This window comes from Belliella alkalica, from assembly GCF_022549785.1.
GTDB classification, from domain to species: domain Bacteria; phylum Bacteroidota; class Bacteroidia; order Cytophagales; family Cyclobacteriaceae; genus Belliella; species Belliella alkalica.
The window spans coordinates 59,864-75,474 of record NZ_JAKZGO010000002.1 but is presented as its reverse complement, the minus strand read 5'-3'; the positions used below and the strand labels follow the sequence as shown (position 1 = coordinate 75,474).

The 15,611-nt window shown below is 36.8% G+C and carries 18 protein-coding genes; 14 read left to right on the top strand and 4 right to left on the bottom strand.

The features are described 5' to 3' along the window. Window positions 1-36: 36 nt before the first annotated feature. Entirely contained in the window at window positions 37-1,110 is a 1,074-nt protein-coding gene (locus MM213_RS02600) for an SH3 domain-containing protein (RefSeq protein WP_241409944.1), read from the bottom strand. 287 nt (window positions 1,111-1,397) lie between these two features. Between MM213_RS02600 and pyrG the strand changes: the two genes are divergently transcribed. The 8 genes from pyrG to lepB all read left to right on the top strand — a co-directional run bounded on the left by pyrG (window position 1,398) and on the right by lepB (window position 9,959). Beyond that, a complete protein-coding gene (pyrG, locus tag MM213_RS02595) occupies window positions 1,398-3,017 on the top strand; it encodes a CTP synthase (protein WP_241409943.1) in 1,620 nt (539 codons plus the stop codon). Window positions 3,018-3,133: 116 nt separating this feature from the next. Then, on the top strand, window positions 3,134-4,930 hold the full coding sequence (gene yidC / locus MM213_RS02590; RefSeq protein WP_241409942.1) for a membrane protein insertase YidC: 1,797 nt from the start codon (window positions 3,134-3,136) through the stop codon (window positions 4,928-4,930). A gap of 211 nt (window positions 4,931-5,141) precedes the next feature. Continuing rightward, a complete protein-coding gene (locus tag MM213_RS02585) occupies window positions 5,142-5,825 on the top strand; it encodes a metal-dependent hydrolase (protein WP_241409941.1) in 684 nt (227 codons plus the stop codon). Window positions 5,826-5,834: 9 nt separating this feature from the next. After that, complete coding sequence (locus tag MM213_RS02580; RefSeq protein ID WP_241409940.1) at window positions 5,835-6,614, top strand: ParA family protein; 780 nt, start codon at window positions 5,835-5,837, stop codon at window positions 6,612-6,614. A 10-nt stretch (window positions 6,615-6,624) separates the two neighbouring features. Next, window positions 6,625-7,539, top strand: coding sequence for a ParB/RepB/Spo0J family partition protein (locus tag MM213_RS02575; protein ID WP_241409939.1), 915 nt, complete (start codon window positions 6,625-6,627; stop codon window positions 7,537-7,539). Window positions 7,540-7,569: 30 nt separating this feature from the next. Next, on the top strand, window positions 7,570-8,142 hold the full coding sequence (locus MM213_RS02570) for a DUF5683 domain-containing protein (RefSeq protein WP_241409938.1): 573 nt from the start codon (window positions 7,570-7,572) through the stop codon (window positions 8,140-8,142). Window positions 8,143-8,145: 3 nt separating this feature from the next. After that, entirely contained in the window at window positions 8,146-8,868 is a 723-nt protein-coding gene (gene dapB, locus MM213_RS02565) for a 4-hydroxy-tetrahydrodipicolinate reductase (protein WP_241409937.1), read from the top strand. A 14-nt stretch (window positions 8,869-8,882) separates the two neighbouring features. Next, window positions 8,883-9,959: a signal peptidase I gene (lepB, locus tag MM213_RS02560; protein WP_241409936.1), complete on the top strand. Its 1,077-nt coding sequence runs from the start codon at window positions 8,883-8,885 to the stop codon at window positions 9,957-9,959. Window positions 9,960-10,327: 368 nt separating this feature from the next. Here lepB and ung read toward each other — a convergent pair whose 3' ends face one another. Continuing rightward, window positions 10,328-10,990 carry a uracil-DNA glycosylase gene (ung, locus tag MM213_RS02555; RefSeq protein ID WP_241409935.1) on the bottom strand — a complete coding sequence of 221 codons (663 nt, stop codon included), beginning with the start codon at window positions 10,988-10,990 and terminating at the stop codon, window positions 10,328-10,330. Window positions 10,991-11,066: 76 nt separating this feature from the next. Here ung and apaG point away from each other — a divergent pair, with 76 nt between their 5' ends. Together apaG and MM213_RS02545 are read left to right on the top strand one after the other, a co-directional pair. Then, on the top strand, window positions 11,067-11,453 hold the full coding sequence (gene apaG, locus MM213_RS02550; protein ID WP_241409934.1) for a Co2+/Mg2+ efflux facilitator ApaG/CorD: 387 nt from the start codon (window positions 11,067-11,069) through the stop codon (window positions 11,451-11,453). A 1-nt stretch (window position 11,454) separates the two neighbouring features. Continuing rightward, on the top strand, window positions 11,455-12,237 hold the full coding sequence (locus tag MM213_RS02545; protein WP_241409933.1) for an O-methyltransferase: 783 nt from the start codon (window positions 11,455-11,457) through the stop codon (window positions 12,235-12,237). Here MM213_RS02545 and MM213_RS02540 read toward each other — a convergent pair. Then, window positions 12,234-12,827: a class I SAM-dependent methyltransferase gene (locus MM213_RS02540; protein ID WP_241409932.1), complete on the bottom strand. Its 594-nt coding sequence runs from the start codon at window positions 12,825-12,827 to the stop codon at window positions 12,234-12,236. The two genes, MM213_RS02545 and MM213_RS02540, sit on opposite strands and share 4 nt — an antisense overlap. A gap of 41 nt (window positions 12,828-12,868) precedes the next feature. Here MM213_RS02540 and MM213_RS02535 point away from each other — a divergent pair, with 41 nt between their 5' ends. From MM213_RS02535 to rplI, 4 genes are all read left to right on the top strand, one after another. After that, window positions 12,869-13,789 (top strand): DUF8428 domain-containing protein, encoded by a 921-nt coding sequence (locus MM213_RS02535; protein WP_241409931.1) that lies wholly within the window; start codon window positions 12,869-12,871, stop codon window positions 13,787-13,789. Between the two features lie 266 nt (window positions 13,790-14,055). Continuing rightward, window positions 14,056-14,424, top strand: a complete 369-nt coding sequence (gene rpsF, locus MM213_RS02530) for a 30S ribosomal protein S6 (RefSeq protein ID WP_241273115.1) — start codon at window positions 14,056-14,058, stop codon at window positions 14,422-14,424. Continuing rightward, on the top strand, window positions 14,424-14,675 hold the full coding sequence (gene rpsR / locus MM213_RS02525) for a 30S ribosomal protein S18 (protein WP_241273116.1): 252 nt from the start codon (window positions 14,424-14,426) through the stop codon (window positions 14,673-14,675). The genes rpsF and rpsR overlap by 1 nt, the downstream gene beginning before the upstream one ends. A gap of 42 nt (window positions 14,676-14,717) precedes the next feature. Then, window positions 14,718-15,161, top strand: coding sequence for a 50S ribosomal protein L9 (gene rplI, locus MM213_RS02520; protein WP_241409930.1), 444 nt, complete (start codon window positions 14,718-14,720; stop codon window positions 15,159-15,161). Between the two features lie 57 nt (window positions 15,162-15,218). Here rplI and MM213_RS02515 read toward each other — a convergent pair whose 3' ends face one another. Further along, a complete protein-coding gene (locus MM213_RS02515; protein ID WP_241409925.1) occupies window positions 15,219-15,467 on the bottom strand; it encodes a hypothetical protein in 249 nt (82 codons plus the stop codon). Window positions 15,468-15,611: the final 144 nt, after the last annotated feature.

Genomic DNA, 15,611 nt, shown 5'->3' with positions numbered 1-15,611 from the left:
AAAAATAACTTTTCTATTTTGCTTGTGATTTTTCAATCAATCAATATCTTCAACGTACCGCTCGTCTATCCAACCGTCCCTTCCCTCAGGAAGTCTTATTTTTATAAAATTCTCTTTCTCCTCCAATATTTTAAAAATTGCCCCTTGATTAAGAGACCTTAAAATATTATCAGTGGCAATTTCTGGAGATCTTCTTAAAAGGACGCCATTTCTAGATATTTGTTTGTAAATCTCTCTTACTTTTTCTGAAAGGGAAGTATTCAATAATGCTTGCCGAAATTTTTCTCTACCCATATCTTTATCGGCTGAATAAACAATGATCTTCATACTAACATCACTCAATTCATTTGGATTTATAATCTTGGCTGTAATTGGATTAGGATTACTTCCTGGAATAAGTACACTTTGTAAGTCGGAAGCAATGGGCAAATCTAGTTTCAGCCCATTAGATAATTGTAAGTATAATTTCGAATCAGGCGGAATAATATTTCCACTGTTAGAAAAAATATAATATTTGAATGTATCTCCGTAACGTAGCTTCATCATCTCAAAGTTATTATCATAGCTTGTAACTTGAACTTCATTTTCGCCATTCAAATGCATAATCGTATTATCTGAATTACGCTCTACTCTTACAGCGAAAGGAAAAAGTACTTCAAGTTCAGCTAAAGATGAACTGACAACAACATCCCTAGTCCTATCTCCATCCATAAAAATTGCGTTTTTCAGACTATCAGTATTTTCATACAGAGCATCTCTTGTTTTCTCACCATCCCCTTCTATGGCCTCCATTATTTTGGATTCTTGGATGGGTGCATGTTCGCTCTTCCACCATATCATTGTCAATACGAAAAGCGCGATTCCACCAGTGGCTTTTATTGTGAATTTTCCCAGCTTGCTATTCAAAAAAGGGCTTTCAATGCCAAGATTTATAGACCCTGAAAACAAGGCTCCAAAAACACCAACTAAAATCGAAGAAATTATAGCTATTAAACCATGTTTATAACTATTCATCTCATCTGGACCTTCCAAAATTAAGTATAAAAAAAATACAAGTAACACACTGCCATAAATCAAACTTATATTGAACAGTTTTGAATTAGTCTTCATAGAAATTAGATTTTAGTTTCTGATATTCAATTTCTTATGGAATTTAAACAATAGATTTCAAATTTAAAATTCTTATTTCTCTAAAACACCCATTCCTATGCCACTACTCAAGTATAGACTTGATAAATTTGAACAATCGGCTTTGTCCCATACCTCTTGATTCTAACCGCGTTATTCATTCACATTTTTTTTTCTTCCCCAAATTCCCCCAAAATATCAGCCTATCCAATTATTTGCTTACCTTTGTATCCCATAGGAATCACAATAAATATATCCGCACTATTCTTATGGGTTCATCCACCAAATACATCTTTATTACCGGAGGCGTCACCTCTTCATTAGGAAAAGGCATCATTGCAGCTTCTTTGGCTAAATTATTACAAGCTAGGGGCTTCTCTGTGACTATTCAAAAATTCGATCCATACCTCAACATTGATCCAGGAACTCTCAACCCTTACGAACATGGTGAATGCTATGTCACTGAAGATGGAGCTGAGACGGATTTGGATTTGGGACACTATGAAAGATTCCTAGACACACCCACTTCTCAAGCGAATAATGTCACTACGGGAAGAATTTACAATAATGTAATCACCAAAGAACGTAAAGGTGAGTTTCTTGGAAAAACTGTTCAAGTAATCCCTCACATCACAGACGAAATCAAAAGGAATTTTTTCAAACTAGGTGAAGATGGACAGTTTGATGTCGTAATCACCGAAATCGGCGGTTGTGTCGGTGATATTGAATCATTGCCATTCATAGAAGCAGTAAGACAAGCTAAATGGGATCTTGGCCAAAATAATTTTTTGGTTATTCATTTGACACTGATCCCATTCTTGGCAGCTGCAAAAGAACTTAAAACCAAACCTACCCAACATTCTGTGAAGCAATTGCTGGAAGCTGGGATTCAACCTGATATTTTAGTATGTAGAACAGAATACCACCTTCCTCAGGAAGTAAAGAAAAAACTGGCGCTATTCTGCAACGTTCAGCTTAATTGTGTCATAGAAGCAATGGATGCCTCTACGATTTATGATGTGCCTTTGTTGATGAAAAAAGAGAAGTTGGATGAAAGGGTTATGAGCAAGTTAAAGCTCACTTCCAAAACCAACACAGACCTTGAGCAATGGAAGGATTTCTTGGGAAGGTTGAAAAACCCAACGCAAGAAGTCAATATTGGTTTGGTAGGAAAATATGTTTCTCTTCCAGATGCATACAAATCCATCATAGAAGCATTTATCCATGCTGGAGCTGCATCGGAATGTAAGGTAAATCTCACATTGATTTCATCAGAGGAACTACATGCTGATTCGATTCCTAAAAAACTTGAAGGATTGGATGGTGTAGTAGTTGCTCCAGGATTTGGAGAAAGAGGATTGGAAGGAAAAATCGAGGCTGTAAGGTTTGTGCGGGAAAATGACATTCCATTCTTTGGGATTTGTTTGGGAATGCAAGTAGCTGTAATCGAGTTTGCAAGAAATGTCTTAGGACTGGAAAAAGCTAATAGCACGGAAATGGATCCTGACTCACCTGATCCTGTGATTGGCTTGATGGAAGATCAAAAGAACATAGAACTATTGGGAGGTACCATGAGATTGGGATCCTACCCTTGCGAATTGAAAAAAGGAAGTAAAGCATATCAAGCTTACGGAAAAGCAAAAATCAACGAGAGGCATAGACACAGATATGAGTTCAACAACGCATACCTTAAGTCCTTTGAAGAAAGTGGAATGTTTGCCTCTGGGATCAACCCTGATACAGAGCTAGTAGAAATCATGGAGATAAAAAATCACCCATGGTTTGTGGGCGCACAGTTCCATCCTGAGTACAAAAGTACTGTCCTTACCCCTCACCCATTATTCGTAAGATTTATTAAAGCAACCATAGAAAATAAAAAGACAAAATAAATCCTCCTATATTTGTCGAAAATTGCATGGTAACCCAAAGGAATGTTTTGGAATTGTCTTTCCAATTTATCCTTTGTGTTACCTTTGCTTTTGAATAGACAGTTTAATTTAAAATTATGGATAGAAACCAAGCGACAGGACTGATCCTTTTCGCAGCAGTAATTCTGGTGTATTCGATTTTCTTCACCAGTCCTCCTGAGCCCCAACTTCAAGAACCTACAGGTGAAGTAATCTCCTCAGTTCAGAGAAATCCCACTGAAAATATCTCACAAGAAGTGGAAGAAGTCGACAGTCTTCAAGATCTAAGAGCCCAAATTCAATATGGCGTGTTCGCCTCATTGGTAAAAGGCAACGAGTCAGAAGTGACTTTAGAAAACGATAAAATGATCGTTACCTTTTCTACAAAAGGTGCTGAAATCAAGCAAGTCGAGTTAAAAGAATACAAAACTTGGGATCAAAGACCTTTGATTTTGATGGATAATGAGAGTTCAGATCTCTCTTATCAAATCAATACAACAAAAGGAAGCTTGAGTCTGAATGAATTCTACTTCACCGCAAATACCAGTACTTCGCAAGTGGATGGAGAGTCTGTATCTACAATAGAATTTACAGCACAGACTAGCAGCGGTAAGATCACCAGAAGCTATAGCCTTCCAAATGAATCCTATGTATTGACAAAAAAATTGGAACTTGAAGGATTGACTTCCCAATTGGTGGATACCAACATCAATATTATTTGGGATGCAAAATTGCTTCGTCAGGAAGAAGACATTGAAGAATCAAGGAGAAAAACAAACATAAATTTCTTCAAATCTTCTGAAAAGTATGATTACCTAAGCCAATCCAAAGATGAGACTTCAGAACAAGTGTCTGAGCCTTTGAAATGGGTTTCTTACAGTCAGAGGTTTTTTACATCGGGAATTATTGCCGGAAATCAATTTAATTCCGGAAGTCTTGAGCAAGTCACTCCACAAGATACCCTCTCAGTAAAAAACATGAAGGCAACCCTTGCCCTTCCTTTGGAAAATGGAAAAGCAGAGCTGAGTTATTATTTTGGACCTAACAATTACAAAGTATTAAAGAGAATCACTCCAGGTTTTGAAAACAACGTGGACATGGGGTACTTCTTTGTAAGCTGGGTTAATAAATACATCATTGTGAATTTGTTCCATTTTCTGGAAAAATTCTTCAACAATTATGGTATCATCATTATCATCATCGTATTTATTATCAAACTAGCCTTGTTCCCGCTGACATACAAGTCTTATGTAGGAATGGCCAAGATGAGGGTAATCAAACCTGAGATTGATGAATTGAAAGAAAAATACAAAGATGATCCTACCAAGCAGCAGCAAGAGCAAATGAAGCTTTTTGGTCAATTGGGAGTAAGCCCAATTTCAGGATGTCTTCCGATGTTATTACAAATGCCTTTCTTGTTTGCAATGTTCTTCTTTTTCCCTAACTCGATAGAGATGAGACAGGAGTCATTCTTGTGGGCACATGATTTGTCCACTTACGATTCCTTTATCAAGTTACCTTTTACGATTCCATTTTATGGATCCCACGTGAGTTTGTTCACCTTGTTGATGACTGTATCTCAGATTGCATACACACATTTCAACAATCAATTGACTGCTGCACAAGGTCCAATGAAAAACTTGGGTTATATCATGCCAATAGGTTTTATGTTCATTTTGAACTCCTACCCTGCTGCGTTGAGTTTCTACTATTTTGTATCCAACATGGTGACATTCGGTCAGCAGGCATTGATAAAGTTGTTTGTAGATGACAAGAAAATCAGAGAAAAAGTTGACGCTAGCAAAGTGAAAAATGCCAACAAAAAGAAATCTAAGTTTCAACAGAAACTAGAAGATGCCATGAAGGCAGCAGAGTCAAACAAAAAGAAGAAGTAATTAAACGAAAGTTGAAAAAGCATCCATGTTTCAAGGGAGTCTCTTTATAAGGCTCCCTTTTTTTTGGGTTTAAGAAAGTACAGATATACATTTACCTTCTTAATTATCAAAACATTGTCTCTATCCACAGTAAGATGTGGAAAACAAATAATTTTGAGTAAGAATATAAATGATATATTTGTAGATATCCGAAATAAATAAATCAAACAAGATGATTGAACTAACTTACTATGGACATTCTTCCTTTTTGGTAAAAATTGATGATAAAAACCTTTTATTTGACCCATTTATCCGTCCCAATTCAAAAGCTGCCGGTGTGAATGTATCAGATATCAGGGCTGACTATGTATTGATCAGTCACGGTCATGAAGACCATGTTGCTGATGCAGAGGAAATTACTAAAAACTCTGACGCAACCTTGATATCGAACTTCGAGATTGCCACATGGTTTTCCAAAAAGGGAATTGAAAAATACCATCCTATGAATCAAGGCGGTTCAAAGATGTTTGATTTTGGAAAACTCAAATACGTCAATGCCGTTCATAGCAGTACACTTCCTGATGGAAGTGGCGGAGGTTTGGCAGGTGGCTTTATAGTAGAGCATGCGGAAGGTTGTTTTTATTTTGCCGGAGACACTGCATTGACCTATGACATGAAATTGATTGCAGCAGAATTTAAGATTGATTTTGCTATCATGCCGATAGGTGATAATTTTACTATGGGAATAGAAGATGCTATCCGAGCAGCAGACTTTGTCGGTACTGACAAGATCATAGGGATGCATTATGACACCTTTCCTTACATTGAAGTCGATTTGGAAGCTGCAAAAAAAGCAGCACTTCAAGCTAAAAAAGAATTGATTTTGCTTAATATTGGAGAATCTATTACCCTTTGAATCTAGAGAATGGGAAAAGTAATTGCAATTGCAAACCAAAAAGGCGGAGTAGGTAAAACAACTACCGCTATGAATCTTGCCGCAAGTCTTGCGGTATTGGAATATAAAACGCTTGTCATTGATGCAGATCCTCAGGCAAATACTACCTCAGGGCTTGGTCAAGATCCAAAAGAAGTGGATAATAGCATATATGAATGTATGGTGGATGGTATAGATATAGAGACCATCATCCATAAAACTGATATGGAATTTTTAGACTTAGTTCCTTCACATATTGACTTGGTTGGTGCTGAAGTCGAAATGATCAATTTGGAAAATAGGGAAGAAAAAATGAAAACCGTAATTTCCAAAGTCAAAGAAAATTACGACTTCATAGTCATTGACTGTTCCCCATCATTGGGTTTGATCACTATCAATGCCCTGACAGCTGCTAATTCCATAATTATCCCTGTTCAATGCGAGTATTTCGCATTGGAAGGTTTGGGAAAATTACTCAACACTATCAAGATCATTCAGACTAGATTAAATCCTGATCTGGAAATTGAAGGAATTCTTCTCACTATGTATGATGTGAGGTTACGACTGTCAAACCAAGTCGTAGATGAAGTAAGAATGCATTTCAAAGATTTGGTTTTCAACACAATAATACCAAGAAATGTCCGTCTAAGTGAATCTCCAAGCTTTGGTTTACCAGTAATTGCATTTGATGCAGATGGCAAAGGGGCAGTAGCTTACCTGAACTTGGCACATGAGATAGCAGCCAAAAACGGAAAAGAGAAAGTAAATTGACAATAGCGATATGGCAGATAAAAAACCTACACAAAAGAAGAATGCATTGGGAAGAGGACTGGGTGCTTTACTCCAAGATTCACCACAAAAAACACAAAAAGAAGAACTGATACCCACTCCTGTCGCTGCTAGTATCAATGAAATTCCATTGACAGAAATACAAGTCAATCCTTATCAGCCACGAACACATTTTGACAAAGATGCACTTCAGGAGTTGTCGGAATCAATCATTGTTCAGGGAATCATTCAGCCAATTACTGTCAGAAAACTTGCTGATAATGAATATCAGTTAATATCAGGTGAAAGAAGATTTCAAGCTTCTAAACTAGCGGGCTTGGAAAGAATCCCTGCCTACATCAGAACTGCAAACGATCAGCAAATGCTGGAAATGGCATTGATCGAAAACATACAAAGAGAAAACCTAAATGCACTTGAGATCGCACAATCTTACCAAAGACTGCTTGCTGAATGTGATCTAAAACAAGAAGAGCTAGGTGACAGAGTTGGAAAAAATAGAACTACAGTCAACAATTACCTCAGATTACTGAAACTTCCACCGGATATTCAGGCAGGTATAAGAGATCAGATTATCAGCATGGGTCACGCAAGAGCTTTGATCAATGTAGAAGATATAGACAAGCAATTGGCAATCTACAGGAAAATTGTAGTAGAAGAACTAAGTGTCAGAAAAGTGGAAGCACTTGTCAAAGCGCTGAATGATGCTGATGAAGATTCCAAAAAGAAAGCACCATCTTTGGATCCTGTCAGAAAGTATGAAATAGGAAAAATCCAACAGAGACTCGCAAATCATTTCGGATCGAAAGTTCAGTTAAAAGCAAATGACAAAAACAAAGGGGAAATAAAAATACCATTTGGTTCTGCATCAGACTTGAATCGAATATTGGAAATTTTGGAGATAATATAAGCAGTGAATCTACCTAATATCCTTCTTCTAATGTCAAAAAAATGCTTGGCAATGGTTTTTAGAAAAACCATTGCTGTTTTTGTTTTACTGGCAATTTACCTAACACCTTCTTTTGCTCAGAGCAACGGGGAAACAGTCACAATAGAAATCAATGAAAAACTTCCCAAAGACCCAAAAGTAGCAACCCTCCTTTCTGCAATCTTGCCCGGTGCAGGACAAGTTTACAATGAAAAGGTTTGGAAACTACCTATCATCTACGGAGGCTTTGCCACCAATCTCTATTTTATAGATTTTAACAACAGAAGATACCAACTATTTAGGGAAGAACTTGGTAAATTCGATGATGGTGCTCCAAATCTAAATTTCCCAAACATGAATAGAGATGCGTTGGCAAGAAACGTTGATTTCTGGAGAAGAAATAGGGATTTGAATTTCGTGGTATTTGGTCTGATTTATATTCTAAATATTGTAGATGCACAGGTAGATGCCCACCTGTCGGGTTTCGATATCAGCGATGATATTAGTTTAATTTGTGAACCTTCATATGAATCCCTTTATGCTGGCGGAGGTTTAGTTGGCGTATCATTAAAGTTAAAATTCTAAACTATGAACATATTAATCTTAGGCTATGGAAAAATGGGTAAAATCATCAGCGAAATAGCTGAATCCCGAGGACATTCCATAGCTGCAAAAATCAACATTGACAACAAAAGTGAATTGGATAATTTGGATCCAAAAACAGTAGATGTAGCGATTGAATTTTCCCAGCCAGAATCCGCCGTAGAAAATATCAAATGGGCGATCTCCAATGGCATTCCAGTTGTATCAGGAACTACAGGCTGGCTAAACCAGAAACCAGAATTAGATAAATTCACAATTTCAAATAATGGAGCATTCTTCTACGCTTCCAACTACAGCATAGGTGTCAATATTTTCTTCAAAGTAAATAAGTATCTTGCGAAGCTCATGGGTGAGCAGACAGATTACAATGTCAGCTTGGAGGAAATTCACCACACAGAAAAAAAAGATGCTCCTAGTGGGACTGCCATCACTTTGGCTGAAGGCATTATCGATCAAATTTCCAGAATAGAAAACTGGAAACTGTCCGATGAACTGGTCAATAATGGACAGTCTTTGCCAATCATTGCCAAGCGAATAGATCCCGCTCCAGGAACTCATATTGTACGCTATCAATCTGAAATCGACGATATTGAGATTACACATACTGCCCATAGCAGAAAAGGATTTGCACTTGGATCAGTTTTGGTAGCCGAATGGATTAAAGATAAAAAAGGTGTGCTATCTATGGATGATTTCCTATCTTTCTAAAATTTTTGAACAACATGACTAAAGAAAAAAAGAAAAAATCGGCAACCAGAGAATGGGTTGACGCCTTGGTATTTGCAGTAATCGCTGCAAGTTTGATCCGTTGGTTGCTTCTTGAGCCCTTCACCATCCCAACAGGATCAATGGAAAAATCACTTCTCGTGGGTGACTTCCTTTTTGTGAGTAAAATGCACTATGGAACCAGAATCCCTAAAACACCCCTTCAGGTACCTCTTACACATCAGAAAATCTGGGGTACAGAATTGAAATCATATTCAGATTTGATTCAGCTTCCATACTACAGGCTGCCTGGCTTTACTTCTATTAAGAGAAATGATGTCGTGGTATTCAATTACCCAGCAGAATACGAATACCCAGTCGATCTGAAAACCAACTATATTAAAAGGGCTGTTGCTGTTCCTGGAGATGTCTTGGAAATCAAAAGAGGTCAGGTGTATATCAATGGTGAATTGGGTGACAATCCAGAGAAAATGCAATTCTCTTATGATGTATTGACAGACAGAAATCTATCCATGGAGTTTTTTGAAGAATATGGAATAAACAGAGACGGATATATTGCTTTCTCCAATGGCGTCGGATATTTGGTCTGGACTACAGAAGAAATAGCAAAAAACCTTGAGAAATCACCCGCAATTACCAATGTTACCAAAAGGTTAGACCGTGAGGACATGGGTGAGTCCAACGTATTCCCTGACGGTGCATATTTTGGATGGAACAAAGATAATTGGGGACCTCTAGAAATACCTGGAGAGGGCACTACCATCCAAATCAATGAAGAAACCATGGCCAAATACGCCTTTACGATAGAAAAATATGAAGGCCTCAAAAACATGGAAGTGAGAGACAACAAATTGATCATCGATGGTCAAGAAGTAAGCAGCTACACATTCAAGCAGAACTATTACTTCATGATGGGTGACAACAGACATGATTCTCTGGATTCCAGATACTGGGGCTTCGTTCCGGAAGACCACGTAGTGGGAAAAGCCTGGTTTCTATGGCTTTCACTTGACAAACACAAATCAATGTTCAGCAAAATCCGCTGGAACAGATTCTTTAATGGGATTGATTAAGGGTGTCTGAGATGACTTGTCCGCAGTGGCGAATGAGATGTGAATTTAAGACGTAAGATTTGAGATGTGAGACAGGAGACTCAAGAAGTGACTAAAAAGTAATTAGTCATATCGAACAAAGTGAGATATCTCCAATATTGTCGATATGACTAGTCTAAAATGATTAGGGAAGTAAAATCTATTAGACGTGAGATTTGAGATGTGAAACAAAGACGTGAGACCTTTGAGGTTTTATAAAACCTCGAAGGTCTTTAACTTTATCTAACTATAATTTTAAGAATGTAGCAAAGCTTTGATTATATATAGACCAAGCTATTTCGGAACGTAACATAAAAAACCCAAAAAGAGAGCCTAGGCTCTCTTTTTTGTTACCACTTTATCTCCTCCAAACCATTTTCCTTTAGATATTCATTGGTTTTGGAAAAATGTCCACAACCTAAAAATCCCCTGTGAGCTGAAAGTGGACTGGGATGTGGAGCATGGAGTTTGAGGTGGTTTGTTTCATCGATAAATGAAGCTTTCTTTTGGGCATAAGCTCCCCAAAGCATAAAAACTACATTGGATTTTTGTGCAGCTATCTCCTTGATTACCGCATCTGTGAAATCCTCCCAACCTTTCTTTTGATGTGAACCGGCTTCATGTGCCCTGACTGTCAGCGTCGCATTGAGCAGAAGGACACCTTGATCCGCCCAGCGGGTAAGATTACCATTAGAAGGCATAGACTGATCCAAATCTTTGTTGATTTCTTTAAAAATATTCAGCAAACTTGGAGGAAAAGGGACACCCTCCCTGACAGAAAAAGACAATCCATGGGCTTGTCCAGGGCCATGATAAGGATCTTGACCCAAGATCACCACCTTGACCTTGTCAAATGGGCAATGTGCAAAAGCATTGAAGATCTCACCACCCTTCGGGAAAATCTCATGATTGGCATATTCATTCTTTACAAAATTGATAAGTTCCTCGAAATAAGGTTTTTCAAATTCCTTTTTTAAAACTGATTTCCAACTTTCTTCAATTTTTACGTTCATTATATCTCTGATTTATTGTTGTGTTTTGGGTAGAATGATATAGATTTGCTAACAGTAGATTCAAACCAATCCTATTATGGTCAGTGCTATTACAGAAGGTGTCAAAGTAAGCGTTGAAGTTACTTATCAACCAGAGTTTTCTAGTCCCCATCAGCAGCATTTTGTATTTACTTATAAGGTAAATATAGAAAACAACAGTCCTCATACCATACAATTGTTACGAAGAAAATGGGAAATTTTCGATGCAGGTGATGAGTTGAAGATAGTGGAAGGTGATGGAGTGGTAGGACAGCAGCCTGTACTTGAGCCAGGAGCGTCCCACCAATACATTTCTGGATGTAACTTGAAATCCGGTTTGGGCAAAATGCGAGGTACTTATACGATGGAAAAAATCCAAGATGGAAAAATCTTTGAAGTAACTATTCCAGAGTTTCAGATGATTTCCCAAATTTTCAACAATTGATTTGAGAAATAAAATTCATCCACTCCTTTCATATTTGAAATATTGGCTGGTTCAGGAGGACAAGTATGCCGTTCAATCACCTTCAGTATTCAAAATTTACACAGGTCTTCTCTCCTATTTAACCAAGAACAAACTCTCAGATTTGGATTTGGAGGGAATCAGAAACTCCCTTCTGCGAGATGACAGCAAATTGGAAATTGAGGATTTTGGAGCAGGATCCAAAAAACTCCAAAGCAACCTGAGAAAGACCGCATCAATTACAAAATACAGTACTTCATCTAGAAAATACAGCAAACTTTACCAATATTTTTGCCAGCTTACCCCATCCGAAGTGGTATTGGAACTTGGTACTTGCGTAGGGATCAATTCCCGATACCTTTCTAGAGCATGTCCAAAAGGCAAGCTTTATACTTTTGAAGGTTCAGCATCTTTGTTCTTCAAAGCTCAGGAACATCAGGTTGAGCCGAATGCAAACTATATTTTGGGAAACCTTGATACAACATTAACCGAGTTATTGAAGGATACAAAGAAGGTTGATTTCGCGTTAATTGATGCAACCCATACCTATTTGGGAACTAAAAGCTATTTTGAATCCATTCTTCCATATTTATCTGAGAGTAGCATATTGGCAATTGCAGACATTCATTGGTCCAAAGAAATGGAAACCATTTGGCAAGAAATAAAAAAACATCCCCGAGTAAGACTCAATCTTGACTTTTACGAGTGTGGCATTATTTTTTTCGATAAGACTATGCCAAAAGAAAGCTATGTCTTAAAATTTTAAATCTCTTTTTTCTTTAGAAGAATAAAAACCTCGGCACCTTTGCGCGGAGGTATTGAGTTATAGCAAGGCTCCAAAGTTTTTATCTCAAAGTGGTTTTCAAATATAGATTTATACAAATCTATATCGCCTCCAAATGGTGGCCCATCCTGCTCAAAGGATTTACTAAAAAGCACACCCATCAAAACACCTTCTTTTTCAAGCAGTTGATGCATTTTAATCACATATTCATTTCTTAAATTCGGCAAAAGAGCGCAGAAAAATGTTTGCTCGATAATCAAGTCATATTTTCCATTGTGTAGAAAAAAATCTTCTTGATGGACATTGGAAGCAGGAAAATTAGGATGTTTCTCCATAAACTTATCTAAAGGATATTTGGATAAATCCAAAATATGTAAGTTTTTGAAACCTGATTCGAATGCATAAGTGGCTTCATGGGCATTCCCTGCTCCAGGGATCAAAACCTTAAGATCCTTATTTACAATTTGGTCTAAATATTGCTTAATGGGGAAAGTAGCTTGGCCGACATCCCAACCGATCTGATTTTGTAGATATCTTGAGGTCCAGTATTGCTCGTCTAGTGAAAGATTCATAATTATTTATTTAATTTGGTAAAAATACAAGGATATAAATCATGAATACCAATTTTGAAAAGGAAAAACCTAGTAACTCAGAGAAAGGGAAAAACATTCTCATAATAGTTTTGATTATCCTCGTAATCATAAGTGGCATCAAGCTCTATTCAGATTCAGTAGATCGCAGTAAGAAATCCGAGGAAATCCTATTATTGTCTGAAGAAAACAATGAAATTAACAATAGGCTTGATTCCATCACATTCCAGTTAGATTTACGAATTCAGGAAATAGAGAAACTTGGAGGCGACATTAGTTCATTGGAAGAGATAAGAGAACAACTTATTTCTGAAAGAAATTCCAGCAAAAAAAGAACTACAGAAGAAATCGAAGCTTTGAATAAAAAGATAAATTCCTTTACAGGTGTACTCCAAGAAAAAGACAAGGAGATAGTAAGACTAAGAGAAGTCAATCAGCAACTTTTTGCAGAAAACGAGGATTTAAAATCAACCCAAGCAAAGATTGAAGAAAAAGTCGTCAAGCTTAACATGAAGGCTGAGGAGTTAGAAGAAAAGGTGAGCATTGCAGGTAGATTAAAAGCCGAAAACATCGTGATCGCCGCAGTAAATTCGCGTGGTAGAGAGCGTGAAGACGGTTTTAGAAACAGGCAATTAGAAAGACTCAAGATCACATTCAACATAGCAGACAATAAAGTAGCTGAAAAAGGCCCAAGAGATATTTATGTACAGATAATAGCTCCAAACAATCAACCGATTTTTGACATAGCTCGTGGCTCTGGAACATTCATGATAGACGGCAGGGAGGAATTCTACACTGTTCAGCAAGACATACTGTTTGATAATACACAGCAATCGCTTACTTATTTTTATGAAAAAGGGAGTAAGTATAATTCAGGAAAATACGAAGTGAGGATCTACGCTGACAACTATCAAATAGGTAAAGGAAGTTTTGAAGTAAAATAAGGTAAAAGTAATGCTATTTTTTTGGGATATACTCCTGATCTAAGGAACAAAAAGACCTGATGGCCATAATTCCATCAGGTCTTTGTTTTTATATTTATACTATGTGGCAGACTTCAAAACTATAGATATATAGATACAAAGCATTGCTAACGATAGGATATATTTCAACAAACCTGAATATTAATTAGGACAAATCTTGGATAAAACCGAATAAACCTCTAATTTTGCGGTCTGTTTAAATAAAATACAATTAAACAATAAAAAAAATGTTCCAAAAAAATTATGAAACGGTATTCATACTAACTCCCGTTTTGTCTGACGTTCAGATGAAGGATACCGTAGACAAGTTTGTAAACTTGTTAAAAGAACAGGGGGCAGAAATCGTAAATGTTGAAAATTGGGGTCTTAAGAAAATGGCTTACGCTATTCAGAAAAAAAGCACCGGTTTCTACGTTTTGATCGAATTCAAAGCTGAGCCAACTTTGATCAAGAAGTTTGAGCTTGAAATCAGAAGAGACGAGAAAGTATTGCGCTTCTTGACTACAGTATTTGATAAGCATTCACTAGCTTATGCTGAAAAAAGAAGAAAAGGTGAATTTAACAAAAAAGCTGAAGCTAAGGAGGAGCAAGCCTAATGACACTAAGAAACGAACCAATCAACAGAGTAGAGAATAGAAAGAAATATTGTCGATTCAGAAAGAACGGCATTAAGTATATTGACTACAAAGATCCTAACTTCCTTTTGAAGTTTGTGAACGAGCAAGGTAAAATCCTTCCAAGAAGATTGACCGGTAACTCTGCGAAATTCCAGAGAAAAGTGGCTAACGCTATCAAAAAAGCAAGACACTTGGCTTTATTGCCATTCGTAGCTGATGGGTTGAAATAATCCATACCTGATCGATTATTTACAAATTAAAAATTTATCACAATGGAAGTTATCTTAAGAACAGATATAAAAGGTTTAGGATACAAGAATGATCTTGTAGCTGTAAAACCTGGATATGGCAGAAACTACCTTATCCCTCAGGGATTTGCTGTTTTGGCTACACAATCCAACAAAAGAATTCTTGCTGAAAACATCAAGCAAGCAGCACACAAAGCTGAAAAAGTAAAAACTGAAGCTGAAGCTATCGCAGCGAAACTTTCTAGCCTTACTTTGGAAATCAAAGCCAAAATCGGTGAGTCTGGAAAAATCTTCGGAAAAGTAACTACACTTCAAATTTCTGATGCTTTGGCAAACCAAGGTATTCAGATTGACAGAAAGAAAATCTCTATAAACGTTCCAGTTCAAACAGCTGGTGAGTTTGAAGCTGAGGTTGATCTTCACAGAGAAGTTAAAAGCAACGTTAAATTCGTTGTTGTAGCTGAATAATATACTTTAAGCATAATTAAAAAGGCTTTCCCGCAAGAGAAAGCCTTTTTTAATTCCTTAATTTTTTGTGATTTTCTCTAGATCTTCGATAAGCTTCTTTGAGACAGCTTTTGAATTCTCTTCTCTTTTTGCTTTGAAAAGTTTTAATGCTTTTTTACTTTTTTCAATAACTCCTTCTGGATTGCTATCATATTCATAACTTCTCCAGCACCAACTCAATTCAGCATGAAGCTTCTCATCAAGTTTCAATTTCTCCAATTTCTCTAAGGTGCTTATTACCGTTTTTTCAAGATTCTTAACTGCCATTTTTGTAAGTTAAATAAGTTTATAAAATAAATACCGTAACAAAATAGCGTATTTAAATTGAAAATAACAAAAACACAACACATTTATTAACAGTATATTAATACTACAAAAATCAAATTGGGACTATTTAGAGAACCAAAATAT